Raw genomic sequence first — 26,641 nt, forward strand, 5'->3', positions numbered from 1 at the left:
GGCAAGCGAGCGATCTGTACGACGAGGTGGGGGCACGGCAACGCCATGGCACAGGGCACGGTCCAGGTGACGCACACCGGCACATCGCGGTGGCGGCGCCGCACGGGTGAGTACGCTTCGCTCGCCGCCGCCCTGGAGGCCGCCGCCGACGGCGACGTCCTCACGGTCGCCCCCGGCACCTACCGGGAGAACCTCGTCGTCCAGCGCGCGGTGACATTGCGCGGCCCGGAGGGCTCGCCCGGCTCGGTGCGGATCGCACCCGCGGACGGGGTGCCGCTGACCGTGCGGGCCTCGGCGGTCGTACAGGACCTGCATGTCGAGGGCCAGGACGCGGCCGCGCCCGCGCTGCTCGTCGAGGAGGGCACACCCGAGCTGCTGGACGTGCGGATCGTCACCCGGTCCGCCTCCGGGATCGAGGTGCGCGGCGGAGCGCGGCCGACCGTGCGGCGGTGCACCGTGGACAACCCGGCCGGAATCGGCATCGCCGTACTCGACGGCGGCGGTGGGGTGTTCGAGGAGTGCGAGGTCGTATCGGCCGGTCAGGCGGGCGTGGCGGTACGCGGCGGCGCCCATCCCCGGTTCGAGCGCTGCAGGGTGCACCACGCCTCGGGCACCGGTCTGACGGCCACCGGGGAGAACTCCGCGCTGGAAGCGGTGGGGTGCGAGATCTACGAGGTGCGCGGCTCGGGGGTGCAGGTCACCGGGCGGGCCACGGCGCACCTCACCGACTGCGATGTGCACCGCACCACGGCCGACGGCGTCACCCTCGACACGGATGCGGTGCTCACCCTCGCCGACTGCCGTATCCACGACATCCCGGAGAACGCGGTCGACCTGCGCTCCCGCTCGGTGCTCACGCTGACCCGGACGACAGTGCGTCAGTTCGGGCGCAACGGCCTGTCGGTGTGGGACCCGGGCACCCGGGTGGACGCCAACCAGTGCGAGATCTTCGACAGCACGGGCGACTATCCGGCGGTGTGGGTGAGCGACGGCGCCACCGCAGTCCTGGAGTCCTGCCGGGTGCACGACGTGCCGGACGCGCTGTTCGTGCTGGACCGGGGCTCCCGCGCGGATGTCGTCGACAGCGACCTCTCCCAGGTCCGCAACACGGCGGTGTCGGTGAGCGACGGGGCGACCGCACAGCTGGACGACTGCCGGATCCGGGAGGCGGCCACCGGCGCCTGGTTCCGCGACCACGGCAGCGGCGGCACCCTCAACAACTGCACGGTGGACGGCACCCAGACCGGAGTGATCGTCACCAAGGGCGCCGACCCCACGATCGAGCGCTGCACGGTGACCTCCCCGGCGGAGGCCGGCTTCTATGTATCGGCGGGCGGGCGGGGCAGCTTCCTGAACTGCCGGGTCACCGGCAGCGGCGGCTACGGCTTCCATGTGCTCGACGGCTGCCGTACGACGTTGCGCAAGTGCCGTACGGAGCGGTGCGCGCGCGGGGGTTACGAGTTCGCGGACGGCGGCCCGGACGCCGGTACCGGCCCGGTGGTGGAGGACTGCACCAGCGACGAGAGCGGCAGCCTGCGGCCGCCCGCGGCGCACGAGACGGCCGTACAGACCACGGCCCACTCCCCCGGGCTGCTGGGGGCGATCCCCGGGCAGCGCACCACCGAGCAGGAACCCCTGCTCACCCCCGCCGCGCCCGAGGAGCCGGCCCGGACCTCCAAGGCCGTGCTCGGTGAACTGGACGCGCTGGTGGGCCTGGACAGCGTCAAGCGCGAGGTCCGTGCGCTGACCGACATGATCGAGGTCGGCCGGCGCCGTCAGCAGGCCGGTCTGAAGGCGGCCTCGGTCAAGCGGCACCTGGTGTTCACGGGCTCCCCGGGCACCGGCAAGACGACGGTCGCCCGGCTCTACGGCGAGATCCTCGCCTCCCTCGGGGTGCTGGAGAAGGGGCATCTGGTCGAGGTGTCCCGGGTCGACCTGGTCGGCGAGCACATCGGCTCCACGGCGATCCGCACCCAGGAAGCCTTCCAGCGGGCGCACGGCGGTGTGCTGTTCATCGACGAGGCGTACGCGCTGTCGCCGGAGGACGCCGGGCGTGACTTCGGCAAGGAGGCCATCGACACCCTGGTGAAGCTGATGGAGGACCACCGGGACGCCGTGGTGGTGATCGTCGCCGGCTACACGGAGGAGATGGAGCGCTTCCTCTCGGTCAACCCCGGCGTGGCGTCCCGTTTCTCCCGGACCATCACCTTCAGCGACTACGGCCCCGACGAACTGCTGAGGATCGTGGAGCAGCAGGCCGACGAGCACGAGTACCGGCTGGCGCCGGGCGCGTCCGAGGGCCTGCTGAAGTACTTCACGGCGCTCCCGAAGGGCCCCGCGTTCGGCAACGGGCGTACCGCCCGGCAGACCTTCGAGGCGATGGTCGAGCGGCACGCGAGCCGGGTCGCCCAGCTCGCCGACCCGACGACCGACGACCTGACCCTGCTGTACGCCGAGGATCTGCCGGAACTCGCCTGATCAGCCCGCCGGTTGCGGCCGCTGCCCGGGCAGGTCCGGGCGCAGCCGCGCCAGCAGCCGTTCGCGTTCCTCGGCGAAGACCGGGTCGGCCTGGTAGTCGGAGTGGCCGAGGATCGGGGCGGGGAGCGGGTGCGCCGGGGTGCGTCCGTAGGCGACGGGGTCCTTCAGGGGTGTGTGGTCGACCTCGGGGCCGTCGCCGTCGGAGATCAGGACGGGGCCGCCGATGGGGTCGGTGAGCCGGTAGAGGTTGCGCCAGCAGGCGACCTCGCGGTGCAGGGAGCCCAGTTCGGCCGGGCCGAAGTGGGCGGGGAACCAGCGGCCGTACAGGCGCTCGAGCGGAGAGCCGTACGTCAGCAGGGCGACCCGTCCGCGCACCGCCGGGGTCAGCTGCCAGGCCGCCGCGGCAGCGAGGACGCTGCCCTGGGAGTGGCCGGAGATGACCAGCCGGCCGCCGGTGCGGCGGGTCCAGGTGTCCATGCGCCAGGTCAGGTCGGGCACCGCGCGCTCGGCGTAGCAGGGCGGGGCGAAGGGGTGGGCGGCGCGCGGCCAGAAGGTGCCGACGTCCCAGAGGATGCCGATGGTGCGCCGGGCGGAGGCGTCCTTGTAGGCGCGTCGGCCCCAGGTGACGAAGAGGATGAAGCCGAGCCCGACCAGCCAGGAGCCGAGCGCCTGCGAGGCCTCGGCCGCGCCGTGCACCAGGGCGTACGTCCGGTCGGCCGCCGCGTCCGGGGTCTCCCCGGTGGCCAGCGCGCCCACCAGTGCCCCGGCGCCCAGGACGAGCGTGGCGGCGCACAGCACGGTGACGACGAACGGTGTCCGGTCGGTGAGGGCTGCCATGGCGCGGACCCGGGCGATACGGCGGGTACGGGCCGCGTCCGCGGGCTCCCCGGGGTGGTCCCGGTCGACCCCGGCCCGGTCGGCGCGGCTGATCCGCGAGGTGCGCCAGGACAGCCAGGCGACGGCGGCCAGCAGCACCACCAGCACCGGCGGGATCACCGACGCCTGCCAGGTCAGCAGTACCGGCGGCCCGGCGATGGAGGTTCCGGTGCCGTCCAGCCAGTCGGAGACCCGCTGGGCGACCCCGCCCGAGATGACCCCGCCCAGCGCACAGGCGAGCAGCGCGACCGCGGGCCCGCCGAGACCGCGCATGGCGGCGCGCGGATCGGGGAGCCGGCGGTGCAGGTCGCGGGCGACGGCCCCGAGGACGATCACCAGGACGCCCTGGGCCAGGGCCAGGCCGCCGAAGGTCGTGTCCCCGGCGAGCCGTCCCACGGAGTGCCACCCCGGCCGGGACCAGCCGGCGTAGAGCACGACCAGCACCAGCAGGGCGAGCGAGCCCAGCGGCAGGCGTCGTACGAGACGGCGGTCGAGCTCCTGGTCGAGGAGGTTCTCGCTGCGTCCCCGGCGGCAGACCACCCACACCACGGCCACGGTCCCGGTGACCAGGGCACCGGTCAGCAGCCACCCGAGCGCGTCCAGTACGGCGGGTCCGCCCGGCCTGCGGTCGAAGGCGGCCGCGGGTGAGAGGACCGCGGCCGCGACGGTGAGCAGGCCCGCGGCGGTGTGGGCGGCGCGCAGCCGGGCCACCAGTCGGCGCCCATACCAGAAGCCGGGGCTGCCGAGGGAGGTGTGGCCGGGCTCGGGGTCGTGGACCAGGGGTCGGGTGGATTCGTAGGCGCTCCAGGTGCGGTGCGAGAGATACCAGAGCAGGCCCGTCAGCGCGGTGGGGACCAGGGCGGCCAGGGCGAGCCGGCGCCCGGGGGTGCTCCACCAGCCGCCGTCGGAGCCGGCCGGCGAGAGGAAGCCGAGCCAGGTGTGGCGGCCGGCGCAGGCGGTGACACCCGCGCACTGCCAGGCGGTCAGGTCCAGGGCTACCTCGCAGGCGGCCGCGACGAGCAGCACGGTCAGGGTGAGCCCGGCGAGCCGGACCAGCAGGCCGTAGAAGCGCACGGTGCGCGGGCGGTCCTGGGCGGCGGGGCGCATCCAGTGGGCGAGGTTGACCACCATGAAGGGCAGGAGCAACAGCCACAGGGCGCGGGAGGCGTTGCCGGAGGTGAGGTTGCACCAGACGTACGCCTCGGGCACCGGCCGGTCGCGGTAGTCGCCGGGCCGGGACTCGGCGTCCACGTCCTCGGCACGCCGGAAGACGGCGGCGGTGTCGTCGCCGGTGATCCGCACCGTGCGCGGATCGTCGAGCATCTTCTCGGGCGTGGTCCCGCCGACACCGTGCACCAGCAGTTCGAGGTCGATCTCCGGCGCGACCGTCCGCTCGGCCGCGCCGGTCGCCGTGACCGTGGGCCGCGCGGCCGTCGCGGTCCCCGTGGCTCCTGCCCGCTCTGACGCCTCGGCCGACGCAGCCACGGCTCGCCCAGCCGCTTCGATCCTCGCAACCGGGACCCGCCCAGCCGGTTCGGCCCTCGCAGCCGCAGCTCGCTCTGGCGATTCCGACCCTGTAGCTGCTCCCGGCTCGGATGCCTCGACCCTCGTGGCCACGGCTCGCCCAGCCGATTCCGCCCCCGCAACCGGGTCCCGCCCAGCGGGTTCGGCCGGTGCCGTGGCGCCGGGGGGTTCGGCAGGTGCGGTCCCCCGCGCCCCTGTCGGCCGCTCGGCGAAGTCGTCGGCGGTGCGTTCCTGCGCGCGTTCCACTCTTCTCGCACTTCCCCCGTGACGCGCCGAATGGTCTGTGTCCGTGCGGGTTTCAGGATCGCCGATTCCGGTGTGACGCACACCACTCGTCACGGAATCTCCCCTATGTGTGTGACCCCTGGTGCGACACGTGGTGACCGAATGACATGTGCGCACCGACACAGGGAGTAGCGCAACCGGCGTGGTCCCGTGAAAGGATGGGGCGCCCGCGCACCGGGGCCGGATGGAATGTCCTGGTCGGAGCCGGTATGCAGGGCGTGTCGGACGGCTTGAGTCGAGAGGACCGGAGCGTACGTGAGCGAGAACCAGAACCTCCTCGCGGAGCAGCGCCGCGCCCTGATCCTGGACGAGGTCCGGCGCCGGGGCGGCGTACGGGTCAACGAGCTGACCCGCAAGCTCGGCGTGTCGGACATGACAGTGCGCCGGGACCTGGACGCGCTGGCCCGGCAGGGCGTGCTGGAGAAGGTGCACGGCGGCGCGGTGCCGGTGGTCGAGGCGAGCACCCACGAGCCGGGGTTCGAGGCCAAGTCGGGGCTGGAGCTGACCGCCAAGGAGGACATCGCCAGGGCCGCCGCCGAGCTGGTCGTGCCGGGTACGGCGATCGCCCTGTCCGGCGGTACGACGACCTATGCGCTGGCCCATCAGCTCCTGGAGGTCCCCGACCTGACCGTGGTGACGAACTCGGTGCGGGTCGCGGACGTCTTCCACGCGGCACAGCGCGTCTCCGGGCAGCGCCAGGGCGCGGCGACGGTGGTCCTGACCGGCGGGGTGCGCACGCCGTCGGACTCCCTGGTGGGCCCGGTGGCCGACCAGGCGATCGCGGCCCTCCACTTCGATCTGCTCTTCCTCGGCGTGCACGGCATATCGGTCGAGGCCGGCCTCTCCACTCCGAACCTCGCGGAGGCGGAGACCAACCGCCGTCTGGTGCACTCGGCCCGGCGGGTCGTGGTGGTCGCCGACCACACCAAGTGGGGCACCGTGGGCCTGAGTTCGTTCGCCGAGCTGGAGCAGGTCGACACGCTGGTCACCGACGCCGGACTGCCCGGCGACGCCCGCGCGGAGATCTCCGAGCACCTGCGCCGCCTGGTGGTGGCGGGCGAGACCGACTGAGGGTACAGACAGCTGACGGACCGTCAGCTATCGTGGCGAGGCCGATCAACCGCCTTCTCGGCCAAGGGGGTTCTCGTCCATGACACGCCGACTGCGCCCTGTGGGACTCGACTTCGTCGAGACCGCGCCCGTCCGTCTGGTCTTCGCGCAGGAGATGTCCGCGCCACCCGAGCGGGTCTTCCACGCGCTCAACGACGACGTGCCCGGCTGGGCGGAGTGGTTCGCCGCGGTGACGCACGCCGAGTCCGTCGACGACGGCGCCGGGCGCGCCATCCGGCTCAAGGGCGGCGGGCGTTTCCGCGAGACGATCATCGCGGCCAAGGAGGCCGAGGTGTACGCCTACCGGGTCGACCTGACCAACGCTCCGGGCGCGCACGCCATCGCCGAGGAGTGGCGGCTCGTGCCGTCCGGCAGCGGTACACGCGTGCAGTGGACCTTCGCGGTGGACGGCACGGCACCGTTCCGTCTCGCGGTCAGGGTGGCACGCGCGGGGCTTGGCCGGGCCTTCCGGGGCGCGGTCACCGAACTGGACCGGCGTCTTTCGCGGTAGCGGCTCAGCCGGGCCAGACACCCGTCTCCAGCAGCGAGTCGATCGCCGCCGCGTACGGCGCGATGTCCAGCCCCTGCTCTTCCAGCCATGAATCCGAGTAGTACTTGTCCAGATACCGGTCCCCGGGATCGCACAGCAGTGTCACCACGCTCCCCGTGCGCCCGGCGGCGACCATTTCCGAGACGATCTTCAGCGCACTCCACAACCCCGTCCCGGTGGACCCCCCGGCCTTCCGTCCGATCGCCCGCTCCAGCGCCCGGACCGCCGCCACGCTCGCCGCATCCGGCACCTTCATCATCCGGTCGACCGCCCCCGGCACGAAGCTCGGTTCCATCCGCGGCCGCCCGATGCCCTCGATGCGGGACCCGCAGTCGCATGTGACGTCGGGATCACCGGTGGTCCAGCCCTCGAAGAAGCAGGAGTTCTCCGGGTCGGCGACACAGATCCGCGTGTCGCGCTGGGTGTAGTGGACGTACCGCGCGAGGGTCGCCGAGGTGCCACCGGTTCCCGCCGTGGCGACGATCCACGCCGGTTCCGGGAACCGCTCCAACTGCAGCTGGCGGAAGATGGATTCGGCGATGTTGTTGTTGCCCCGCCAGTCCGTGGCCCGTTCGGCGTAGGTGAACTGGTCCATGTAGTGGCCGCCGGTCTCCACCGCGAGGCGCGCGGACTCCTCGTACATTTTCCGGGAGTCGTCCACGAAGTGGCACTGCCCGCCGTGGAATTCGATGAGCCGGCACTTCTCGGCGCTGGTCGTGCGCGGCATCACGGCGATGAAGGGCACACCGATCAGTTTGGCGAAGTACGCCTCGGAGACGGCCGTCGAGCCGCTGGACGCCTCGATCACGGGGCGGCCCGGCCGGATCCAGCCGTTGCACAGGCCGTAGAGGAAGAGCGAGCGGGCGAGCCGGTGCTTGAGGCTGCCTGTGGGATGGGTCGACTCGTCCTTGAGGTAGAGGTCGATGCCCCAGGCCTCGGGCAGCGGGAAGCGCAGCAGATGGGTGTCCGCCGAGCGGTTCGCGTCGGCCTGGACCTTGCGGACGGCCTCTTTGAGCCAGTCGCGGTACGGCGTGTCGCTGCGGTCGACGTCCAGGGTGGCGCCGGTGCGGATCTGCGGGGTGGTGCTCACGGCGGGACTCCTAACGCTGCACGCCGACGGCGTCGGGAACGCGGCCGTCGCATCGATCATAAACACCTTCCACACGCTTCTCACCTGCATAAACGCATCTTTGGGCGCCTCAAAGGCAGCCCTGGGGAACACGAGGAACCACTGGCGCGAACCCTTCGGGGGCGCATTCTCGCGAGTGCTCCGAGCGCCCCCTGCCCACCGGCCCGCGTGTACTGGTGCTCCTCGCCGAGGGCGGGCAGACTGCCCCCGGACGGGACGGATGTCCCGAACGGGGGCGCACACTGGATCACGACACGAGCCGGAGCGCGCGGGCCGGAGCCACAAGCACCCGGACCGGCGACCTAGGTACTCGAAAAGGGGCGGGGCAGGATGGCGGAGCCGGAATTCACGGCCATGGGCGTGCGGATCGACAAGCGCCTGCGTTCCCTCACCCGGGCCGGGCAGGTCCGGATAAGCGACGGCAGGCTGCAACTGCTGACGAGCTACGGCAGCGAGATCGACAGTGCGCCCGTGCAGGCGGTACGGGCCTCCAGGCCGTGGTTCGCGTCGGAGGACCGGGCCCTGGCCGACCTCAACGGCCAGCGCTACTCACTCACCCTCGGTGACCACGACCCGGCGCCGGGCGAGCCCGGGCCGCCCGCGGCGAGCCGCTTCATCGAGGCGGTACGGCGAGCCGCAGGGCGTGACCGCTGAATCACGGCGAGTTGCGGGACCGTACGCACTGGGTCACGCTTGTCTCACGTCACTCTGGGTTTACCGGCGACAACGCTGCGAACCAGCCCGCCGGCCACGACAGCAGGCGGCCCCATGGACGGCGGCACCCTGCTGGATTCGTTCTTCGTGTTCTTCCGGACCTCACGTCGGGGAGTCGCAGTCGTGATCGAACACCCAAGCAGACACTGCTCGGTGGAGCTCCAAGCTTTGCCCTCGCGGATCGGCCAGGTCCGCAGAATCGTATCTGCGCAGTTGCGCTACTGGCGTCTGGACCCGCTCATCGACCGGGCCGCGCTCGGTGTCACGGAGTTGCTGACCAACGTCCACCGGCACGCCCAGCCCGACAAGAACTGCACCGTGGAGATCGAGCTCCAGCTCGACCGGCTCACGGTGTCGGTGCGCGACCACGATCCGCGCCTCCCGGTGGTGGAGGACGGCACGGACGTCGCACCGATGGCCACCTGCGGGCGCGGCCTGGCGATGGTGGCCGCGGTCAGCGAGAGCTGGGGGTACGGCCGCACGACGACGGCAAGGTCGTGTGGTTCACCCTGCCGGCGAAGGCTGCCGCGCCGAAGGCGGCCCGCCCGGCGCGCCGTACGGCCGAACCGGCACCCCGCCGGATCGTCGGGGCGGAACCCGTGACCGCCTCCCCTCCCGTACACACGGCCGTGGCCGCGGCTGCGCCGGCTCCCGCACACGCGGGGGCCGGGGTTCCCGCCACCGCCCATGCGACCGTCGGCGCCCCCGTCGCCGCGCACGTGACGGCGGGGGCCCCGGCCGCCGCACACGCTCCCGCCCGCTCGGCTGTCGCCAGTTGAGCGGGCGGTGAGTCCTCTCCCCCGGCGCTACTCCATGGCTATCGCCCGCAGCACGTCGAGGCGTGCCGCCCGCCGGGCCGGACGCAGGCCCGCCAGGGCGCCGGCCGCCAGCCCGACCAGAGCCACGACCGCGAGTCGGGCCGGTGGGACGGCGAAGGCGAACGCGGTGTCGCTCGCGCCGTCGGAGGCCTTCACCAGCACCCAGCCGAGGAAGGCGCCGAGGCCGAGGCCGCCGGTCGTGCCGAAGGCGGCGACCAGGACCGACTCCCAGCGGACCATGGCCCGCAGTTGGGCGCGGGTCTGGCCGACGGCACGCAACAGGCCCAGTTCCCGGGTGCGTTCGTGCAGGGCCAGGGTCAGCGTGTTGGCGATGCCGAGCAGGGCGATGAGCACGGCGAGGGCGAGCAGCGCGTAGACGAGGGTGAGCATCATGTCGATGCCGCCGGCCGAGGACCGGGCGTAGTCGTCGCGGGTCTGGACCTGCGGGTTGCCGTACTCCGCGGCCACCTTCGTCACCGCCGCCCGGCCCGCGTCCGCGCTCACCCCGGACTTGAGGGTGACCGCCACCAGGGTGTCGGAGTCCTGGATGCGGTGCGGGGCCCAGGCGGCGCGGGTGATGACGTAGTCGCCGGCAAGTTCGGACCTGCCGTAGACCGCGCGGACGGTGAAGTCCTCCTTCTTGCCGTCGGTGAAGGCGAGTCGGGCGGTGTCGCCGGTGTGCAGGTGCAGCCGGTCGGCCTCCGTCCGGGTGATGGCGATGCCGTCGGTGCCGAGCCGGGCCAGTGAGCCCTGGACGGTGCCGAGGTCGAAGGTGCGGGCGAGGGCTGCCGGGTCGGTGACGGTCAGCGCCCGTCCCCTGCCGTCGACTTCGGCGACCCCGCGGCCGAGTCCGACGGCGGTGTCCACCTCCGGCAGTCGCTGGATCGCCGGGGCCAGCCGGGGGCTGAGTCCGCTGCCGCCCGCGCCGAAGGACGGGTTGCTGACGGCGAGGTCACCGGCGAAGGACCGGGAGACAGTCTGGTCCATGGTGGCCTTCAGGGAAGCGCCGAACACGGTGAACAGCGAGACGACGGCGACACCGATCATCAGCGCGCTCGCGGTGGCGGCGGTCCGCCTGGGGCTGCGCAGCGCGTTGCGCCGGGCGAGGGCGCCGCTCACTCCGCGCAGCCGGTCCAGGGGGCCGCCGAGGAGTCGTACTGCCGTGGTGGCGGCGACCGGTCCCAGGATCACGAAGGAGACCAGGGCCAGCAGGGCGCCGAGGCCCGCCGGCCAGACGGATGGTGAGACCAGGACGCCGGTGAGTGCGAGGGCGACGGCCAGGGCGCCGAGGCCCGCCCCGATGACGGCGCGACCGCGCGAGGCGCCGGAGGCGTCGACTGCCGTCTCACGCAGGGCGGCCAGCGGAGCGGTGCGTCCGGCGCGTACGGCGGGCAGCAGGGCAGAGCCCAGACAGACGACGACACCGACCACGAGCGGGAGGGCCATCGAGAGCGTCTTGATCACCAAGTCGCCGTCAGGGAAAGGGAATCCGATCGCCGGGAAGAGCGCCTGCAGCCCGGCCGCGATCCCGATCCCGCCCGCGAGTCCGGCGGCGGACGCGGCGACCGCCACGACGCTCGCCTCTGCCAGGGCGGACGCGCTCACCTGGCGACGGGAGGCGCCGAGAGCCCGCAACAGGGCGTTCTCACGGGTGCGTTGGGCGACGACGATCGCGAAGGTGTTGTGGATGGAGAAGGTCGCGACCAGCATGGCGACGCCCGAGAAGACCAGCAGGAAGGTCGTGAAGACGGTCAGGAACTGGCTGGAGATCATGTCGGTGTTCTCCTGCGCCGACTCCTGACCGGTGATGGCCTCGACTCCCTTGGGGAGCACGGGAGTCAGCCGGTGGACCAGTTCCTGCTGGCCGACGCCGGGACCGGCTCGCACCAGGATGCCCGCCGCTTCGCCGGGCTTCGCGGTGAGGTACTTCTCGGCGTCGGCACGGGTCATGCCGGTGAAGGTCACCTGGGCCATGCCGTCCTCGCCGCCGAAGGTCGCGAGGCCGACGATGGTCACCTTGACCGGGTCGGGGGTGCGCAGGACGGTGGTGTCGCCGATCTTCAGTCCGCCCTTCTTCGCGGCACCCCGGTTGACCACGACCTCCCCGGACCTGGCGGGGGCGCGGCCCTCGGCGAGTCGGTAGGAGTTGAGCTTCGGGTCGGTGATCCAGTTGCCGGCCAGGGTGGGCGGTCCCTGTCCGCCGATGGGCTCGCCGTCGGCGCCGACCAGCTGACCCGCGCCCTGGATGTTCGGGGCGGCGGCCGCGACACCGGGCACCCGCTCGATGGCGTTCACCAACGAGGTGGGGACCGGCTGTCGTATCCCCTGCGCCTCACCGGGAGTGGTGATGGCGTCGGCGCCGCGCACCACGGCGTCCGTGCCGCTGGTGGCCTCGCCGAACATGGAGTCGAAGCTGGCCCTGAGCGTGTCGCCCATGACCAGGGTGCCGGCCAGGAAGGCGACCCCGAGGAAGACGGCGACGAAGGTGCCGGCGAACCGGCGCCGGTGGGCGCGCAGGGAGGACAGACTCAGCCGTACGGAGGCGTTCATGACCGCACCTCGAAGGCCTTCATCCGGTCCAGGACCGTGTCGGCCGTCGGGGACTGCATCCGGTCGACCAAGCGCCCGTCGGCGAGGAAGACCACCTCGTCGGCGTGGGCGGCGGCCACCGGGTCGTGGGTGACCATGACGACCGTGCGGCCCGTCCGCCGTACGGCGTCGCCGAGCAGGCCGAGGACCTCGGCGCCGGAGCGGGAGTCGAGGTTGCCGGTGGGCTCGTCGGCGAAGACGACCTCCGGGCGGCCCGCGAACGCCCGTGCCACGGCGACGCGTTGCTGCTGGCCGCCGGAGAGTTCGCAGGGGCGGTGGCGCAGCCGGTCGCGCAGCCCGACGACGTCGACGAGCGCGTCGATCCACTCCGGGTCGCCGCGCCCGCCCGCCAGGTCGAGCGGCAGGGTGATGTTCTCCGCGACGGTCAGCGTCGGCACCAGGTTGAACGCCTGGAAGACAAAGCCGATCCGGTCCCGGCGCAGCAGCGTCAGCCGCCGGTCGTCGAGCGAACCCAGCTCGGTGTCACCGACGTAGGCGGCGCCGGAGGTGAGGGTGTCGAGGCCGGCCGCACAGTGCATCAGGGTGGACTTGCCGGAGCCCGACGGGCCCATGATCGCGGTGAAGCGTCCTTCCGGGAACGCCACGTCCACGCCGTCCAGGGCGTGTACGGCGGTGTCGCCGCCCCCGTACACCTTCACGGCCCCCACGACCCGGGCCGCGGCCCGTACCGCTGTCGTCGTGGTCATGCCGCACCGCCCTTGCCGATGCGGCCGAACTGCTCCTCCAGGACGGACAGCCGCCGCCAGTACTCGTCCTCGTCGATCTCGCCGGAGGCGAAACGGCGGCCGAGGACCGCGAGCGGCGAGTCGCCGGCCGGGCGTCCGGCGTCCATCGGGCGCCAGGTGCCGCCGCGCCCGCGCCGGACTGTGCGCCGCAGAAAGGTGACGGCGCCGACCACCACGGCCGCCCAGATCAGCGGGAGGAACAGGATCCACGGGCCGGGCCCGCCGTCCCAGTTCGCCAGGGTCTGCATCTCGGTTCGACTCCTCCATCGGAAAGGTTCTGTGCGATACCTCCGAGCCTGGCCGCGGGAAGGGGTCCGGGTCGTCGTGCGGCCGGCGGCAGTGGCCGTACCTCCCGGGGAGTACGCGACGGTGGGCGCACTGCTCCCCGAAGCACTGGCGTTCTGTAACTACTAGTATGTACAGTGGTTGCATGAGCACGTCGGAGCGGTTGATCGAGTCCACGCGTGAGCTGCTGTGGGAGCGCGGTTACGTCGGTACGAGCCCGAAGGCGATCCTGGAGCGTTCCGGCGCCGGCCAGGGCAGCATGTACCACCACTTCAAGGGCAAGCAGGACCTCGCGCTGGCCGCGATCCGCCGGACCGCCGAGGAACTGCTGGCCACCGCCGAGGAAGTACTCACCGTGCCCGGCACGCCCTACGAGCGGATCGAGGCGTATCTGCGGCGCGAGCGCGATGTGCTGCGCGGCTGTCCGATCGGCCGGCTGACCATGGACCCGGACATCGTCGCGAGCGACGAACTGCGGGCGCCGGTCGACGAGACGCTGGACCAGATCCGGGAGCTGATCGCCGGGATCGTCAAAGAGGGCAAGGAACAGGGGCAGTTCGGGACCCAGGTGGACGGCGAGGAGATCGCCGCGACCGTCCTCGCGACCGTCCAGGGCGGCTACGTCCTCGCCCGCGCCTCCGGCTCACCGGCCGCCTTCGACACCGGCGTGCGCGGACTGCTGTCCCTGCTGAGGAGTTGACGCGACATGCACGCCCTGCAGTACGAATTGACGCTCCCCGCCGACTACGACACCGGCATCATCCGTGACCGGGTGGCCCGCGTCGGGCATCTGCTCGACGACTGGGACGGCCTCGGCTTCAAGACATTTCTGCTGCGCGAGCGCGGTGTGCACGGCTCGCCCGTCAACCAGTACGCCCCGTTCTACCTCTGGAACACCGTGGAGGGCATGAACCGCTTCCTCTGGGGAAGCGCCTTCCAGGGACTCGTGAACGACTTCGGGCGGCCTTCGGTACGGCAGTGGTCGGGGCTGGCGTACGAGGAGGGCGCCGCAGCCGGCGCTCCCGCGGCCTTCGCGGTGCGGCGGCGCGAGCCGCTGGCCGAGGGGATCGAGCTCTGCGAGCTGATGGCAGGCGCGGTGCTGGAGACACGGCGGATCGCGGACGAGGACGGTGCCGTGCTGGCGGCGGCCGCCGTGGACACCGGCCGCTGGGAACTGGTCCGCTTCTCCCTCTGGACGCATGACACACCGAAGGCCGAGGGGGACGTGTTCCAGGTGCTGCACATGTCGGCGCCCGGCCGGGACCGGCTGCCGCGCGGGCAGCAGTGGTGAGCAGTGTCCGTACGGTCCTCGGTGATGTCCGGCCCGAGGACCTGGGTGTGTGCGACGCGCACGACCACCTCTTCCTCCGCAGCCCACAGCTCCCGGGCCGGGAGCTGAACGACGCGGCCGCCGCACGGGCGGAGTCGGCGGCGTTCCGGGCGGCGGGTGGGACTGCCGTCGTGCAGTGGACGCCGTACGGGATGGGCCGGCGGGCCGCCGACCTGCCGCTGCTCTCCCGGGCCACCGGGGTACACCTGGTCTGCGCGACCGGACTGCACCAAGCCGCACACTACGCCCCGGAGTTGCTCGACGGGCTGCGCGGGAGACTCGCCGAGGTCCTCGTCGACGAGCTGACCCGGGGCATCGGCACCTCGGGGGTACGCGCCGGTCTGATCAAGGTGGCAGGGGGCTTCCACGGCCTCGACGCACATGCCCGCTGGACGATGACCGCGGCGGCCGAGGCGCACCGGGCCACCGGTGCGCCGATCGCCGTCCACCTGGAGCTGGGCACCGGCGCACTGGACGTACTCGACCTGCTGTGCGGAGAGTTGGGAGTCCCCGGTGACCGGGTGGTCCTCGGCCACCTCAACCGCTCCCCCGACCCGGCCGTCCACCGTGAGGCCGCCGCCTCCGGCTGCTGGCTGGCCTTCGACGGGCCGTCGCGCGCCAACCACGCCACCGACTGGCGGATGCCAGAGGCCGTACGCGCCCTGGCCGAGGCCGGGTTCGGGGACCGGCTGCTGCTCGGCGGGGACACCGTGGTGGCCGGGGCACGGTCGGTGGACGGCGGGCCCGGGATGCCGTACCTGCTGCGGCGGGTGCGCCCGCGGCTGGTGGCGGAGCTGGGTGCCGAGCACGTCGAGCGCATCCTGATCCACAACCCGGCCCGGGCGTTCGCCGTCGAGTGGCGCTAGTCGCCGGAGGCGTCAGGCCACAAAGATGTCGACCGACGGGCGGAGCTTCGCGGCTGCGGCCAGGGCCTCGTGGGCCGGGTGGGTGTCGAAGGCGGTCAGCAGCGCGCTGTCAGCGGGGAGTTCGGAGACGGGGAAGGCGATCTGCTCATAGGCGGCCGGGAAGCGCGGGCCCCAGCGGCGGGTGCCGAGGCGGGCCGTGCGGGAGCAGTCGTCGACCATGTGGGCGACATCGCGGGCGTGCATGTACGGCAGCAGCGAGTCGACCGCCTCGATGACGGACTCGTTGACGATCTCGGACCACGAGTGGCCGCGCTCGGCGAACTCGTCGACCTGCGCCGTCATCGTGGCCACGAACACGCCGGCGGCGAACGGATCGACGGGCAGCTCCCGTTCGGCCCGCCGGGCGCGGACCCGCTTCCCCGCCGCCCACATCGGCGAACCGCCGATCCGGCTCATCTCCCGCTTTCCGAGCCGCCGTTCGGCGAGGATCACGCTGCGCAGTCCGGAGCCGTCGGCGACCTCGTCGTAGATCTCGGCGACGATCTCGCGGGCAGGCCCGTAGGTCGCCGTGTGCGCCCGGTCGAAGACCTCGCGTGCGGTCGTGTCGAGGTCCTCCCGGACGGCCCGGAGCCCCGCCCGCGAGATCGTCCGGGCGATCGGCCCGGTCACGTTCTCGCAGGACTGCTCGTACGCCGTCACCGCGTCGTCACCGGCCAGCCGGTAGTGGCTGTACAGGCTCTCGACGATGTCGTGCACGGCGCCGAGCAGGATGGCGCGCTCGCCGACGATGTCGGAGCGGTACTCGCTCTCCAGCGTGGTGCGGAAGGTGTACGGCGCCCCGAGCGCGACCGACCAGCCGGGGCGAGGTCGGTGGCCCGGCCGTCCGGGTCGGCGTGCACGGCGAAACTGCATCCCGGCACGGCTGCCGGAACCGCTGGTCGGCCGGACGGTGGCGGTCACCGACCTGGTCCTGGTCACCGCGCGCGACCGCCCGGACCCCGGGCTGGACGGCCCGTTCGTGCTCCCGCAGCAGGGCCTGGTGCGCGAGGCGGCCGACCGCTGGTTCCGCACCCGGGGCACGGTCCCGGACCTCGCCTGTGAACCGGACGGCCACGAAGCGCTGTTGGCCCTGGTCACGCTGGGCTGTGGCACGGGGATGGTGCCCCGGATCGTGCTGGAGCACAGCGCGGTGCAGGAGCGGATCGCGGCGCTCCCGGCCGACCCGGCGCCGGAGCCGTTCCCCATCGGTCTGTGCATCCGCCGCGCCGACCTGCGGCGGCCGTTGGTGGCGGCGCTGTGGAGCCTGACGGCACGGTGGTAGACCGTTGGCCCGCGGGTGGTGGGTCGTTGGCCTGTGGGCGGTGGGCCATTGGCCTACGGAGGCGGGCGAGATGGCCTGTGGAGGTGGGCCGTTGGCCTACTGCAGCGCCCCCAGCGGGTCGTCCAGGACCGGCTGCCAGGCCAACTCGGCCGCCCCCACCAGGCTGTTGTGGCTGAGCGTGCACGGCAGGATCGGTACGCCGCCGCTCTGCCCCCACAGGCTGCGGTCGGCGACGACCGCGCGCAGCCGCTCCGGGTCGGCGTCCAGGAGGGTGCGGTGCAGGCCGCCGAGGATGATCCGGTCGGGGTTGAGGATGTTGACCAGTCCGGCCAGGCCCAGGCCGAGCCGGTCGATGAGGGCCTCGGTGGCCCTGCGGACGGTCGGGTCGCCGTAGTGGTCGCGGACCAGGTCCTCGGCCTGTCGGAGCAGCGACACCTCGGGGCCGGGCGCACGGCCCGCCTCGATGAGCAGCGCCAGCGGATCCGCCTCGACGTCCAGACAGCCCCGGCTGCCGCAGTGGCAGGGGCGGCCCTCGGGGTTGACCGTGAGGTGGCCGACCTCCAGGGCCAGGCCCGAACTCCCCGTGTGCAGGCGGCCGTCGAGGACCAGCGCACCGCCGACGCCCCGGTGCCCGGTGGCCACGCACAGCAGGTCCCGGGCGCCCCGGCCCGCGCCGTGCCGGTGCTCGGCGAGCGCGGCCAGGTTCACGTCGTTGCCCGCGAACGCAGGACCGGTGATCCCGGCCGCGCGCACACACTCCGCGAAGATGCGGCGCACCGGCGCGCCCACCGGCCAGGCCAGGTGCAGGGGGTTGAGGGCGAGGCCCTCCGGTTCGGCGACGGCGGACGGCACGGCGAGACCGGCGCCGACGCAGCGGCGGCCGGTGGTCTGCAGCAGGTCGGCGCCGGCCTCCACCACCGAGCCCAGCACCTTCGCCGGATCGGCGTCGACCGTCTCGCAGCCGGGCGCCGTCGCGACGATACGGCCGCCCAGGCCGACCAGCGCCGCGCGGAAACCGTCCGCGTGGACCTGTGCGGCGAGCACGACCGGGCCGTTCTCGGCGACCTCGAGGCGGTGCGAGGGGCGGCCTTGCGACCCGGCCGCGGCGCCCGGGTGCGCGTCGACCCTGATCAGGCCGAGCGCCTCCAGTTCGGCGGCGACGGCGCCGGCGGTGGCCCGGGTGACGCCGAGTTCCGCGGTGAGGACCGCGCGGGTGGGGGCCCGGCCGGTGTGCACGAGTTCCAGTGCGGGGCCGAGTGCGCCGCGTCCTCTGTCCAACCGGGGTTTCGAGGTGGTCCCTTCCCCCGCCGGCCGGGGGTGCGCCTTGCCGCTCATGAGAGGGAGTCTGCCATGATCCGTGGTCTTGAACGGTGCGGGTGCGTCGTGGCCGGTCGCGCGGTTCCCCGCGCCCCTAACGGGGCGCTCCGAGCACGGCTCCTTCAAAGCCGCTCACTCTCAGCGTGACGTTCAAGCGGCCCGTCAGGCCCAGCTCCGCCGGTCCCGTGCCCGGGTACACCTTCGGCACCCCGTGATACGCGAGCCGGGACTCTCCCCCGAACACGAACAGGTCTCCCGAGCGCAGCTCCACGTCCCTGTAGGGCTTGGTCCTGCTCTCCGTGTTCCCGAAACGGAACACACACGTGTCCCCCAGACTCAGTGACACCACCGGCGCGTCCGACTTCTCGTCGGCGTCCCGGTGCATGCCCATCCGGGCGTCGGCGTCGTAGAAGTTGATCAGTGCGATGTCGTACGACAATCCGCCGACCGCCTCCGGGCCCAGCGCCTCGGTCACCGCGCGGCGGCCCAGTTCGTCCAGCCAGGCCGGGAACGGCTTCACGGGGCTGCCGTCGCCGTCGGTGACCGTGCGGGCGTAGGCGTACGGGTACCAGTGCCAGCCCAGGCAGACCTGGCGGGCGGTCATGGTGCCGCCTCCCGGTGTGCGGACCGTACGCAGGCCGGCCGGGGGCCGGGCCCAGTCGCGGCAGGCGGTCAGCAGCGCGCGCTGCTGCTCCGCGTCCAGCCAGCCGGGGACGTGCACGGCGCCCGGCGCGATGCGGGCGCACGCCCTCGGGAACAGCTCATCCTCCATGCCCCCATCCTGCCCGACCGGGTCTGAGCTGGGGTTCGGCTAGCCTGGACGCACGATGAGCGACCGTATGACGACTGCGTGGGGCGAGTTCGAACTGTCCCGCTTCCCGGAGGATCCGCGCGACCGGCTGCGTGCCTGGGACGCCTCCGACGCGTACCTGCTGCGGTATCTCGACCGGGAGCGGATCGGGCTGTCCGGCACGGTCGTGGTGCTGGGCGACCGCTGGGGCGCGCTGGTCACGGCGTTGGCGGAGCACCGGCCGGCACAGATCACCGACTCGTATCTGAGCCAGGAGGCTACCCGGGCGAATCTGGCGCGCGCGGGTGTCGAGCCGGGTGCGGTACAGCTGCTCACCACCCAGGATCCGCCGCCGGAGCGGGTGGACGTGCTGCTGGTGCGGGTGCCGAAGAGCCTGGCGCTCCTTGAGGACCAGTTGCTGCGGCTGGCTCCCGCCGTACATGCCGGCACGGTCGTGATCGGCACCGGCATGGTGAAGGAGATCCACACCTCGACGCTCCAGCTGTTCGAGCGGATCCTCGGGCCGACCCGGACCTCGCTGGCCGAGCAGAAGGCGCGGCTGATCCACTGCACGCCGGACCCGGAGCTGGAGCGGCCGCCGAACCCATGGCCGTACAGCTACGCGCTCCCGGACGGTATCGGCGCGGTCTCCGGGCGTACGGTCGTCAACCACGCGGGGGTCTTCTGCGCCGACCGGCTTGACATCGGTACGCGGTTCTTCCTGGCGCATCTGCCCGAGGGCAGGCGGCGGATCGTGGATTTGGGGTGCGGCAACGGGGTGGTCGGTACGGCGGTGGCGCTGGCGGATCCGACGGCCGAGGTGCTGTTCGTCGACGAGTCGTTCCAGGCGGTGGCCTCGGCGGAGGCCACCTACAAGGCCAACGGGGTGCCTGGGCATGCCGAGTTCCGGGTCGGGGACGGGCTGGCCGGGGTCGCGGACGGGAGCGTGGACGTGGTGCTGAACAACCCGCCGTTCCACTCCCACCAGGCGACCACCGACGCGACGGCGTGGCGGATGTTCGCCGGGGCGAAGCGGGCGCTGCGGCCGGGCGGCGAACTGTGGGTGGTCGGCAACCGGCACCTGGGCTATCACGTGACGCTGCGCCGGCTGTTCGGCAACAGCCGGCTGGTCGCCAGTGACCCGAAGTTCGTGGTGCTGAAGGCGGTCAAGCGGGGGTAGTCCCGCCGGTCAGTCGGAGGCAGTCCGCGGGTCAGTCGGGGGGAGTCCCGCGGGTGAGTACGGTGATGATCCGCGTCACCTCCCGGGCCATCGCCTCCCTGCCGACGCTGAGGCACTTGCGGGAGTCCACGGCTTCGGGGTGGTCCGCGAGGAAACGACGGATCGAACGGGTCATCGCCATGTTGAGCGCCGTACCGACGTTGACCTTGGCGATCCCTCCGGCGACCGCCGCGACCAGGCCGTCGTCCGGGACTCCTGAGGAGCCGTGCAGGACGAGCGGTACGGGTACGGCGGTCGACAGTCGCCGGAGCAGGTCGTGGTCGAGGGCCGCGGTGCGGGTGGTCATGGCGTGCGCGCTGCCGATCGCCACGGCGAGCGCGTCGACTCCGGTGCCGGCGACGAAGGCCCGTGCCTCGTCGGGGTCGGTACGGGCGCCGGGTGCGTGCGCGTCCAGCGGCGGACGGCCGTCCTTGCCGGCGACCTGCCCCAACTCGGCCTCGATCCACAGGCCTTGGGTGTGTGCCCAGTCCACGGCGGCCGCGGTCGCGGCGAGGTTCTCCGCGTACGGCAGCCGGGACGCGTCGTACATCACGGAGCCGAAGCCGGCGCCGGGCGCCTGGCGGAGCAGGTCGTCGCTCTGGACGTGGTCGAGGTGCAACGCGACGGGGACACCGGCCCGTTCAGCGGCGGCGGTGGCGGCGCGGGCCAGCGGGAGGAGCCGTCCGTAGCGGAACTTGACGGCGTTCTCGCTGACCTGGAGCACCACGGGCGCCCCGGCCGCCTCGGCGCCGGTGACGACGGCCTCCACGTGTTCCAGGGTGATGATGTTGAACGCGGCGACGGCGGAGCGGGCTTCGGCGGCCCGGATCAGCAGTTCGCCGGTGGCTGCGAGGGGCACGGTCACTCCTGGCCGGACGGGACGAGGATCACCGAGCGGGTGAGATGACGCGGCTGGTCGGGATCGAGGTCCCGGGCGGCGGCGACGGCGACCGCGAGGCGCTGGGCGCGGACGAGTTCAGCGAGCGGGTCCAGGATCCCTTCGACCCACAGCCCCCCGGTGGCGCTCACCTGTTCGGCGAGTCCGGCGGGGGCCGGGCCGAACATCCAGGTCGCGGTGGAGCGGGTGGTGATGCTGATCGGGCCGTGCCGGTACTCCATCGCCGGGTAGGCCTCGGTCCAGGACAGCGAGGCCTCGCGCATCTTCAGAGCCGCCTCGGCGGCGAGTCCGACGGTCCAGCCGCGCCCGAGGAAGGTGAACTGCGTGCACTCGACGAGCCCTTGGGGCAGGGGGGTCGACAGCGCGGTGCGGGCGTCGGCGACCACGGCGTCGGTGTGCAGGCCGAGGTGGGCGCGGAGGAGGGTGAGCGCGGTGGTCGCGAACCGGGTCTGCACGACGGAGCGTTCGTCCGCGAAGTCCAGGACGACGAGGTCGTCGGCGGCCCGCATGACGGGGGTGCCGGGGTCGGCGGTGATCGCCGCCGTGCGCACATTTCCCTTCAACTGCCCCAGCAGGTCGATTACTTCGGTGGTGGTGCCGGACCGGGTGAGGGCGAGCACCCGGTCGTACGACCGGGTGCGCGGGAACTCCGAGGCGGCGAAGGCGTCCGTCTCGCCGTGCCCCGCGCCCTCGCGCAGTACGGCCGCCGCCTGGGCCATGAAGTACGAGGTGCCGCATCCGACGATCGCGACCCGCTCGCCCGGCAGCGGCAACGCCTCTGTGTGCCGGTGGGCTTCCTGGGCGGCGCGTATCCAGCAGTCGGGCTGGCTGTTCAGCTCCTGAGTGATGTGTGACATACCACCACCTCCCCTCCCAGTGATTGTTATTGCAAGATAGAGCCGAGTTTCAATCACAATCAAGCATTCCGCTGAAAGCCGAGTGCGCTAGGGTCACCGGAAGATCGAAGAACGGAGGCGGCGGATGTCGCGCGACGCCCGCTGGAAGGCGCTGCTCGAGCTGCTCGTCGAGCGCGGCCGCCTCGATGTCGAGGAGGCGGCGGCCGAGCTGGCGGTGTCGGCGGCGACGATCCGCCGGGACCTCGACCAGCTCGCCGAGCAGCAGATGCTGGTGCGCACCCGCGGCGGGGCGGTGGTGCACGGAGTGTCGTACGAGCTGCCGTTGCGCTACAAGACGGCCCGGCGGGCCTCCGAGAAGCAGCGGATCGCCAAGGCGGTCGCGGAACTGGTCGCACCGGGCGAGGCGGTGGGACTGACGGGCGGTACGACCACGACGGAGGTGGCCCGCGCTCTCGCCGTGCGGGGCGACCTCGCCACCGGCACGCCGGCGCTGACGGTCGTGACGAACGCCCTCAACATCGCCAACGAGCTCGCGGTACGGCCCCAGTTCAAGATCGTGGTGACGGGCGGGGTGGCGCGCCCGCAGTCGTACGAGCTGATCGGACCGCTCGCCGACGGGGTGCTGGGACAGATCACCCTCGACGTGGCGGTGCTCGGGGTGGTCGCCTTCGACGTCGCCCATGGGGCGGCGGCTCACGACGAGGCGGAGGCCGCGATCAACCGGCTGCTGTGCGAGCGCGCGGCCCGGGTGGTCGTCGCCGCGGACTCCAGCAAGCTGGGCGGGCGGGCGTTCGCCCGGATCTGCGCGGCGGAGCTGGTGGACACGCTGGTGACGGACACGGCGGCGGCGCCGGAGACGGTACGGCGGTTCGAGGAGGCGGGGATCCGGGTCATGACCGTGTGACCCGGCCGCGGCCCCCTGTTGTCAGTACCCGCTGGTGTCCGCGCTGACGAACCCCGCGCCCCGCTGGTCGTTGCAGCCGAACACGGGCCGGTCGGCCGGGTCGGGCCAGCTCTGCTGGGCCTGGAGGGCGACGCTCACCAGGGTCAGCAGCAGGTCGACGTCGCTCGCGGCGTCGAGTCGTATCGTCACCCACTGCGAGCCCGGGACGATCCGGATCGCTCCGGTGCCCCTGAGGTCCTTGGCGAAATGCCGGATGGCGCGGTCGGTGAGACGCAGGTCCACATCGCGCTCCGAGTGGAAGTGCGCGATCTCGCCCTGCGCCGAACTCACCGCCTGCCCCAGGCCGCAGCTCGGTACGGCCGGGGTCAGGTCGGGCCAGGTCGCCAGTTGCGCCAGTGCGCGCAAGGCCAACGTCATGGAGCCATCATGACCCGCTCACTCTCCGGTAACCAACTAGCGAGCAGTTATTAACCGAGCTGTTGCCGGACTCTGTCCGAACACAGACTCAGGGGGCGAGTGAATATCCGCAGGACTTCAGCGGTTCGGGGGACGGAAGGTACCACTCGGGCGTCCGGGACAGCCGTGGCCGATGTCACCTTTCAGGCACGTCTGATGGCCGTGGCCGCGAACGCGTCGGCGGCCGCGAGGTCGAAGTCCCCGTGGTCGCTGCCGAGGCCCTGGGCGACCAGTGCGGCCACGGCGTTGCCGAGAACGGCGGACTCCTGCGGGGTGCGGCCCAGCCCGATGCCGTGGACGAAGCCGGCGGAGAAGGCGTCGCCGCAGCCCGTGGTGTCCACGACGTCGACCTCGAACGCGGGGACGGCCTCGGTGCCCTCGGCGGTGACCAGGAGCGCGCCGTCGCCACCGCGTGTGACGGCGACCAGCCCGGCCCCGGCGTCGATCAGCTTCTTCGCGCCGACCACCAGGTCGTCCTCCTCGGAGAACCCCAGCACCTGGTCGTCGTTGGGGAGCAGGTGGTCGATATGGGGCAGCGCCGCCGCGATCTGCTCGAAACTGCCGAACACACCGGGCGCGAGCAGATCCACGGAGGTCGTCGCACCGTGCTCCTTGGCGAAGTGCAGGATCCGCGCGGCGACGTCGACGCCGATCAACTCCGGTCCGCCGAGGTGGAGGTGATCGGCTTCGGCGAGGGCGTCCCAGGGCACGTCGTCGAGGCCGTAGGTGACGTTGGCGCCCAGCAGATGGAGGGAGGGCCGGTCGCCGCTGGAGCGGATGGGCAGCACGCTCGCCGAGGTGCCGGTGTCGATGCGGCGCACCAGGAACTCGGTGCCGATCCCCGCCTTGGCGAGCAGGTGCACCAGCATGTCGCCGGTGGCGTCGGCACCGACGGCCCCGGCGCTCTGCACGGTGGCGCCTAGTTTGGCCAGGGTCAGCGCGGTTCCGCCGGCGGTCCCGGCGGCCGTCATCCTGATGTCCTCGACCAGGGTGGCGCCCTGCCCCTCGGGTATCGCGTCGACCGGCCGTACCAGCACGTCCAGCACGTGTACGCCCATCGTGACGACTCTCATGCCTTGCCCTCCTGCAGGGGTTGGGTGGTGCCGTAGTTCCGTGCGATCGCGGCCTCGATCACGGCGAGTTGCTGCCGCTCGTCCAGGACGCGGGGTTTTCCGAGGGCCGCCGCGTGCTGGTAGACACCGCAGGCCCATTCGAGCAACAAGGCGTTCTCGACGGCCTTGTCGAGGGTCGGCCCGACGGTGACCGATCCGTGGTTGGCCATCAGGGCGGCGCTGCGGCCGTCGAGCGCGGCGAGTACCGACTCGGCGAGGTCCGGGGTGCCGAAGGTGGCGTACGGCGCGACCCGCACGGTGCCGCCGAGGGCTAGCAACTGGTAGTGGATGCAGGGCAGTTCGCCAAGGACGCAGGAGAGGGCGGTGGCCATCGGCGCGTGGGTGTGCACGACCGCGCCGGCGCCGTAGCGCCGGTAGACCCCCAGATGCAGGTCGAGTTCGGAGGTCGGCTGCAGCGTCCCGGCGACGGTCTCTCCGTCCAGGTCGACCACCGTCACCTGGCCTGCGGTGAGTTGGGCGAGCACCGCTCCGGTCGCGGTGACTGCGACCCGGTCCCCCACCCGCACGCTGACGTTTCCCGCCGTACCGATGAGAAGTCCCGCCGCTCCCAGCCGACGACACGCGTCCGCGACCGCGGCCCGCTCCTGAACCAGCGCGGAACTTGAGTCCGTCATGGCCGCGACCGTAACGTAGACGTGAAACAAAGTCACGTTCAGATTCAGGAGCCGTCCGTGAGCGAGCCGACCGCCGACGAGACCGGGGTCGTGCTGCGCCGGACTCCCCAACAGGCGCGCAGCAAGGCCCGGTTGGCGATGGTGTTGAAAGCGGCGGAGCGAGTGCTCGTCGCCGAGGGCGTCGGGGCCCTGACCACGACCCGGGTCGCGGCAAAGGCCGGGGTCTCGGTCGGTTCGCTGTACCAGTACCTGCCGGACCGGGACGCGATCATCGACGCGCTGGCGGCCGGCTACTTCACCCAACTCGAAGCCGTGATGGACGCATTCGTCCGAGCGGCGGCCGTCGAGCGCTGGCCCGACCCGGTCGGCGTGCTCATCGACGCCTACGCCGCGCTGTACCGCACCGAACACGGCTTCCGGGCCCTGTGGTTCGGCAGCGGGCTGACCGACCGGACCCGGGAGGCGGACCGTGAGCACAAGCGCCGGATGGCCGACGGGGTCCGCCGGATACTCCTCGCCCTCGGTGTCGCCGCCGACACGGACGCGCTCGGCCGGGCCTGCCACGCCGCCGTCCTGACCGCCGACGCGCTGGCCCAGGAGGCCTTCCGCCGCGATGCCGAGGGCGACACGGCCCTCCTCGACGAGGCCAAGGTCATGCTGCGCGGCTACCTCACGGCCATCACCGGGCGCCGGGAGCAGGACCGCGGCTGAGCCGCTGAGCGCAGGCCGGACCGCAGGGGGAACGGACGAAGGTGGCGGGCAGGCCCGCGACTCCGGCTTCCTCAGTCCCTGTCGGCGGCGTCGGACGCGTCCGCGTCGGCCGCTACCTTCGCCGCGATGACCACGAACCGACGTATGGTCTCGACGGGCATGTCCAGCCCTTCGGACGCGGCTCGCTCGTCGCCGAACACCTGCACCGCCTCGGCGACGGCCACGGCCAGCTCGGCCTCCGCCTTGCGAACCTTGACCTCGGCCTTGTCCACGGTGTCGACCACCGTCAGCTGGCGACGCTGCTTCTCCTGGAGCCGCTGCTTGCGGGAAAGCGTCTTGTCGGAATTCTGCACAGTCATGATCAAGATCATAAGCGGGCCCTTCTCCGCGGACGAAATCCGCAACTCCGCCCCCGTGCCGGGCCGTTGTGCCCGCCCCGTCAGGGAGCGAGTTCGGCCCGCCGAAGGCTCTGGAAGGCCGCGGGGGTCGCCCAGCCCCGCAGGGCGGCGTGAATCACCGACCGGAATGCGGCCTCCGCCGTCGGGGCGTCGAGAGCTTCGGCCAGTTCGAGTGTCACAAGGCCGTGCAGGGTGACCCACAACGAGAGGGCGATCGACGCCGATTCGCCGGTGAGCACGGACCCGGCCACGGCCCGGTCGATCGCCGCGACGAGCGGCCGGACGGGGTCACGGGTGCCGACCGCGCCCGACGGATCGAAGGATTGCGCCCCGCCGAACAGCACCGTGTACAGGTGGCGGTGCCCACAGCCCCACCGCCGGTACGCGACGGCCAGGGCATAGAGGTCGGCGAGGGGATCCGCGGAGTTCGGCACCGCCGACAGATCCTGGAACAGGCCGGCGACAGCCCTGTCACGTACCGCTGCGATCAGGCCGTCCTTGCCGCCGAACAGGGAGTACACCGCCGTTGTCGAGGTGCCGGCGGCAACCGCCACGGCGCGCACGGTGACCGACTCCCGTGAACCGGTGGCCATCATCTCGGTCGCACACACCACGAGCCTCTCCTTGACGGCGTCGTCGTTGGTCCTCGGTCTGCCCATGACAGGAAGCCTACCTCTTCTGATAACGTCGTTTTGAAACAGCGTTCCGAAACTCGGGAGACCA

Annotated in this window: 24 protein-coding genes and 3 pseudogenes; 12 read left to right on the forward strand and 15 right to left on the reverse strand. The window is 72.4% G+C overall.

Annotation, left to right across the window (positions count from 1 at the left end):
- Positions 1-45: 45 nt before the first annotated feature.
- The gene (locus tag EDD90_RS04305) at positions 46-2,478 is read left to right on the forward strand and encodes a right-handed parallel beta-helix repeat-containing protein (RefSeq protein WP_185148923.1); all 2,433 of its coding nucleotides are present in this window, start codon (positions 46-48) and stop codon (positions 2,476-2,478) included.
- On the opposite strand, the gene EDD90_RS04310 is transcribed toward EDD90_RS04305, so the two are convergent.
- On the reverse strand, positions 2,479-4,677 hold the full coding sequence (locus EDD90_RS04310; protein ID WP_260328681.1) for a hypothetical protein: 2,199 nt from the start codon (positions 4,675-4,677) through the stop codon (positions 2,479-2,481). It lies immediately after the preceding gene.
- A 741-nt stretch (positions 4,678-5,418) separates the two neighbouring features.
- Between EDD90_RS04310 and EDD90_RS04315 the strand changes: the two genes are divergently transcribed.
- Positions 5,419-6,234, forward strand: a complete 816-nt coding sequence (locus tag EDD90_RS04315; RefSeq protein ID WP_123971821.1) for a DeoR/GlpR family DNA-binding transcription regulator — start codon at positions 5,419-5,421, stop codon at positions 6,232-6,234.
- A 79-nt stretch (positions 6,235-6,313) separates the two neighbouring features.
- Entirely contained in the window at positions 6,314-6,784 is a 471-nt protein-coding gene (locus tag EDD90_RS04320) for an SRPBCC family protein (protein ID WP_123971822.1), read from the forward strand.
- A gap of 4 nt (positions 6,785-6,788) precedes the next feature.
- On the opposite strand, the gene EDD90_RS04325 is transcribed toward EDD90_RS04320, so the two are convergent.
- Entirely contained in the window at positions 6,789-7,913 is a 1,125-nt protein-coding gene (locus EDD90_RS04325) for a PLP-dependent cysteine synthase family protein (protein ID WP_123971823.1), read from the reverse strand.
- Positions 7,914-8,282: 369 nt separating this feature from the next.
- On the opposite strand from EDD90_RS04325, the gene EDD90_RS04330 reads away from it, so the two are divergent.
- Entirely contained in the window at positions 8,283-8,606 is a 324-nt protein-coding gene (locus EDD90_RS04330) for a hypothetical protein (RefSeq protein ID WP_123971824.1), read from the forward strand.
- Between the two features lie 183 nt (positions 8,607-8,789).
- A pseudogene (locus EDD90_RS04335) lies at positions 8,790-9,196 on the forward strand (ATP-binding protein); the annotation flags it as partial.
- A 276-nt stretch (positions 9,197-9,472) separates the two neighbouring features.
- On the opposite strand, the gene EDD90_RS04340 reads toward EDD90_RS04335, so the two are convergent.
- From EDD90_RS04340 to EDD90_RS04350, 3 genes are read right to left on the reverse strand one after another with little or no spacing between them, the layout of a single operon-like run.
- On the reverse strand, positions 9,473-12,034 hold the full coding sequence (locus EDD90_RS04340) for an FtsX-like permease family protein (RefSeq protein WP_123971825.1): 2,562 nt from the start codon (positions 12,032-12,034) through the stop codon (positions 9,473-9,475).
- On the reverse strand, positions 12,031-12,780 hold the full coding sequence (locus EDD90_RS04345) for an ABC transporter ATP-binding protein (RefSeq protein ID WP_123971826.1): 750 nt from the start codon (positions 12,778-12,780) through the stop codon (positions 12,031-12,033). Before EDD90_RS04345 ends, EDD90_RS04340 begins: the two co-directional genes overlap by 4 nt.
- Complete coding sequence (locus tag EDD90_RS04350; RefSeq protein ID WP_123971827.1) at positions 12,777-13,067, reverse strand: SHOCT domain-containing protein; 291 nt, start codon at positions 13,065-13,067, stop codon at positions 12,777-12,779. Before EDD90_RS04350 ends, EDD90_RS04345 begins: the two co-directional genes overlap by 4 nt.
- A 167-nt stretch (positions 13,068-13,234) precedes the next feature.
- Here EDD90_RS04350 and EDD90_RS04355 point away from each other — a divergent pair, with 167 nt between their 5' ends.
- From EDD90_RS04355 to EDD90_RS04365, 3 genes are read left to right on the forward strand one after another with little or no spacing between them, the layout of a single operon-like run.
- Positions 13,235-13,804, forward strand: coding sequence for a TetR/AcrR family transcriptional regulator (locus EDD90_RS04355; protein WP_123971828.1), 570 nt, complete (start codon positions 13,235-13,237; stop codon positions 13,802-13,804).
- 6 nt (positions 13,805-13,810) lie between these two features.
- Positions 13,811-14,395: a DUF4865 family protein gene (locus EDD90_RS04360; protein WP_123971829.1), complete on the forward strand. Its 585-nt coding sequence runs from the start codon at positions 13,811-13,813 to the stop codon at positions 14,393-14,395.
- The gene (locus EDD90_RS04365; RefSeq protein ID WP_123971830.1) at positions 14,392-15,300 is read left to right on the forward strand and encodes a phosphotriesterase; all 909 of its coding nucleotides are present in this window, start codon (positions 14,392-14,394) and stop codon (positions 15,298-15,300) included. The genes EDD90_RS04360 and EDD90_RS04365 overlap by 4 nt, the downstream gene beginning before the upstream one ends.
- Before the next feature lie 12 nt (positions 15,301-15,312).
- Here the strand turns inward: EDD90_RS04365 and EDD90_RS04370 are convergent.
- Positions 15,313-16,208: pseudogene (locus EDD90_RS04370) on the reverse strand (ketol-acid reductoisomerase); the annotation flags it as partial.
- Between the two features lie 2 nt (positions 16,209-16,210).
- On the opposite strand from EDD90_RS04370, the pseudogene EDD90_RS04375 reads away from it, so the two are divergent.
- Positions 16,211-16,621, forward strand: a pseudogene (locus tag EDD90_RS04375) (LysR substrate-binding domain-containing protein); the annotation flags it as partial.
- Positions 16,622-16,717: 96 nt separating this feature from the next.
- Here the strand turns inward: EDD90_RS04375 and EDD90_RS04380 are convergent.
- Together EDD90_RS04380 and EDD90_RS04385 are read right to left on the reverse strand one after the other, a co-directional pair.
- Positions 16,718-17,956 (reverse strand): ROK family protein, encoded by a 1,239-nt coding sequence (locus EDD90_RS04380; RefSeq protein ID WP_123971831.1) that lies wholly within the window; start codon positions 17,954-17,956, stop codon positions 16,718-16,720.
- 76 nt (positions 17,957-18,032) lie between these two features.
- Positions 18,033-18,710, reverse strand: a complete 678-nt coding sequence (locus EDD90_RS04385; RefSeq protein ID WP_123971832.1) for an alpha-ketoglutarate-dependent dioxygenase AlkB — start codon at positions 18,708-18,710, stop codon at positions 18,033-18,035.
- Between the two features lie 67 nt (positions 18,711-18,777).
- Here EDD90_RS04385 and EDD90_RS04390 point away from each other — a divergent pair, with 67 nt between their 5' ends.
- Positions 18,778-19,908 (forward strand): methyltransferase, encoded by a 1,131-nt coding sequence (locus EDD90_RS04390; protein ID WP_123971833.1) that lies wholly within the window; start codon positions 18,778-18,780, stop codon positions 19,906-19,908.
- 31 nt (positions 19,909-19,939) lie between these two features.
- On the opposite strand, the gene EDD90_RS04395 is transcribed toward EDD90_RS04390, so the two are convergent.
- Positions 19,940-20,806, reverse strand: coding sequence for a class II fructose-bisphosphate aldolase (locus EDD90_RS04395; RefSeq protein ID WP_123971834.1), 867 nt, complete (start codon positions 20,804-20,806; stop codon positions 19,940-19,942).
- A 2-nt stretch (positions 20,807-20,808) separates the two neighbouring features.
- Entirely contained in the window at positions 20,809-21,702 is an 894-nt protein-coding gene (locus tag EDD90_RS04400) for an SIS domain-containing protein (RefSeq protein WP_123971835.1), read from the reverse strand.
- Between the two features lie 124 nt (positions 21,703-21,826).
- On the opposite strand from EDD90_RS04400, the gene EDD90_RS04405 reads away from it, so the two are divergent.
- Entirely contained in the window at positions 21,827-22,606 is a 780-nt protein-coding gene (locus EDD90_RS04405) for a DeoR/GlpR family DNA-binding transcription regulator (protein WP_123971836.1), read from the forward strand.
- Positions 22,607-22,627: 21 nt separating this feature from the next.
- On the opposite strand, the gene EDD90_RS04410 is transcribed toward EDD90_RS04405, so the two are convergent.
- The 3 genes from EDD90_RS04410 to EDD90_RS04420 all read right to left on the reverse strand — a co-directional run bounded on the left by EDD90_RS04410 (position 22,628) and on the right by EDD90_RS04420 (position 24,809).
- A complete protein-coding gene (locus EDD90_RS04410) occupies positions 22,628-23,023 on the reverse strand; it encodes a luciferase family protein (protein ID WP_185148924.1) in 396 nt (131 codons plus the stop codon).
- 182 nt (positions 23,024-23,205) lie between these two features.
- Positions 23,206-24,135, reverse strand: coding sequence for a carbohydrate kinase family protein (locus EDD90_RS04415; protein WP_123971837.1), 930 nt, complete (start codon positions 24,133-24,135; stop codon positions 23,206-23,208).
- Positions 24,132-24,809 (reverse strand): class II aldolase/adducin family protein, encoded by a 678-nt coding sequence (locus EDD90_RS04420; RefSeq protein WP_123971838.1) that lies wholly within the window; start codon positions 24,807-24,809, stop codon positions 24,132-24,134. Before EDD90_RS04420 ends, EDD90_RS04415 begins: the two co-directional genes overlap by 4 nt.
- A gap of 57 nt (positions 24,810-24,866) precedes the next feature.
- Between EDD90_RS04420 and EDD90_RS04425 the strand changes: the two genes are divergently transcribed.
- A complete protein-coding gene (locus EDD90_RS04425; RefSeq protein WP_260327627.1) occupies positions 24,867-25,520 on the forward strand; it encodes a TetR/AcrR family transcriptional regulator in 654 nt (217 codons plus the stop codon).
- A gap of 71 nt (positions 25,521-25,591) precedes the next feature.
- Here the strand turns inward: EDD90_RS04425 and EDD90_RS04430 are convergent, their stop codons facing one another.
- Both EDD90_RS04430 and EDD90_RS04435 read right to left on the reverse strand, forming a co-directional pair.
- The gene (locus EDD90_RS04430) at positions 25,592-25,879 is read right to left on the reverse strand and encodes a hypothetical protein (RefSeq protein ID WP_260327628.1); all 288 of its coding nucleotides are present in this window, start codon (positions 25,877-25,879) and stop codon (positions 25,592-25,594) included.
- 80 nt (positions 25,880-25,959) lie between these two features.
- Positions 25,960-26,577 carry a TetR/AcrR family transcriptional regulator gene (locus EDD90_RS04435; protein ID WP_123971840.1) on the reverse strand — a complete coding sequence of 206 codons (618 nt, stop codon included), beginning with the start codon at positions 26,575-26,577 and terminating at the stop codon, positions 25,960-25,962.
- Positions 26,578-26,641: the final 64 nt, after the last annotated feature.

Origin of the sequence: Streptomyces sp. Ag109_O5-1, assembly GCF_003814875.1 — a bacterium.
Lineage (GTDB): Bacteria > Actinomycetota > Actinomycetes > Streptomycetales > Streptomycetaceae > Streptomyces > Streptomyces sasae.

Excerpts from the sequence above, each read along its gene's own strand:
- EDD90_RS04305 (WP_185148923.1), top strand. The coding sequence starts at position 46 with ATGGCACAGGGCACGGTCCAGGTGACGCACACCGGCACATCGCGGTGG.
- EDD90_RS04310 (WP_260328681.1), bottom strand. The coding sequence starts at position 4,677 with ATGCTCGACGATCCGCGCACGGTGCGGATCACCGGCGACGACACCGCC.
- EDD90_RS04320 (WP_123971822.1), top strand. The coding sequence starts at position 6,314 with ATGACACGCCGACTGCGCCCTGTGGGACTCGACTTCGTCGAGACCGCG.
- EDD90_RS04330 (WP_123971824.1), top strand. The coding sequence starts at position 8,283 with ATGGCGGAGCCGGAATTCACGGCCATGGGCGTGCGGATCGACAAGCGC.
- EDD90_RS04340 (WP_123971825.1), bottom strand. The coding sequence starts at position 12,034 with ATGAACGCCTCCGTACGGCTGAGTCTGTCCTCCCTGCGCGCCCACCGG.
- EDD90_RS04345 (WP_123971826.1), bottom strand. The coding sequence starts at position 12,780 with ATGACCACGACGACAGCGGTACGGGCCGCGGCCCGGGTCGTGGGGGCC.
- EDD90_RS04350 (WP_123971827.1), bottom strand. The coding sequence starts at position 13,067 with ATGCAGACCCTGGCGAACTGGGACGGCGGGCCCGGCCCGTGGATCCTG.
- EDD90_RS04355 (WP_123971828.1), top strand. The coding sequence starts at position 13,235 with ATGTACAGTGGTTGCATGAGCACGTCGGAGCGGTTGATCGAGTCCACG.
- EDD90_RS04360 (WP_123971829.1), top strand. The coding sequence starts at position 13,811 with ATGCACGCCCTGCAGTACGAATTGACGCTCCCCGCCGACTACGACACC.
- EDD90_RS04380 (WP_123971831.1), bottom strand. The coding sequence starts at position 17,956 with ATGAGCGGCAAGGCGCACCCCCGGCCGGCGGGGGAAGGGACCACCTCG.
- EDD90_RS04385 (WP_123971832.1), bottom strand. The coding sequence starts at position 18,710 with ATGGAGGATGAGCTGTTCCCGAGGGCGTGCGCCCGCATCGCGCCGGGC.
- EDD90_RS04390 (WP_123971833.1), top strand. The coding sequence starts at position 18,778 with ATGACGACTGCGTGGGGCGAGTTCGAACTGTCCCGCTTCCCGGAGGAT.
- EDD90_RS04400 (WP_123971835.1), bottom strand. The coding sequence starts at position 21,702 with ATGTCACACATCACTCAGGAGCTGAACAGCCAGCCCGACTGCTGGATA.
- EDD90_RS04405 (WP_123971836.1), top strand. The coding sequence starts at position 21,827 with ATGTCGCGCGACGCCCGCTGGAAGGCGCTGCTCGAGCTGCTCGTCGAG.
- EDD90_RS04410 (WP_185148924.1), bottom strand. The coding sequence starts at position 23,023 with ATGACGTTGGCCTTGCGCGCACTGGCGCAACTGGCGACCTGGCCCGAC.
- EDD90_RS04415 (WP_123971837.1), bottom strand. The coding sequence starts at position 24,135 with ATGAGAGTCGTCACGATGGGCGTACACGTGCTGGACGTGCTGGTACGG.
- EDD90_RS04420 (WP_123971838.1), bottom strand. The coding sequence starts at position 24,809 with ATGACGGACTCAAGTTCCGCGCTGGTTCAGGAGCGGGCCGCGGTCGCG.
- EDD90_RS04430 (WP_260327628.1), bottom strand. The coding sequence starts at position 25,879 with ATGACTGTGCAGAATTCCGACAAGACGCTTTCCCGCAAGCAGCGGCTC.
- EDD90_RS04435 (WP_123971840.1), bottom strand. The coding sequence starts at position 26,577 with ATGGGCAGACCGAGGACCAACGACGACGCCGTCAAGGAGAGGCTCGTG.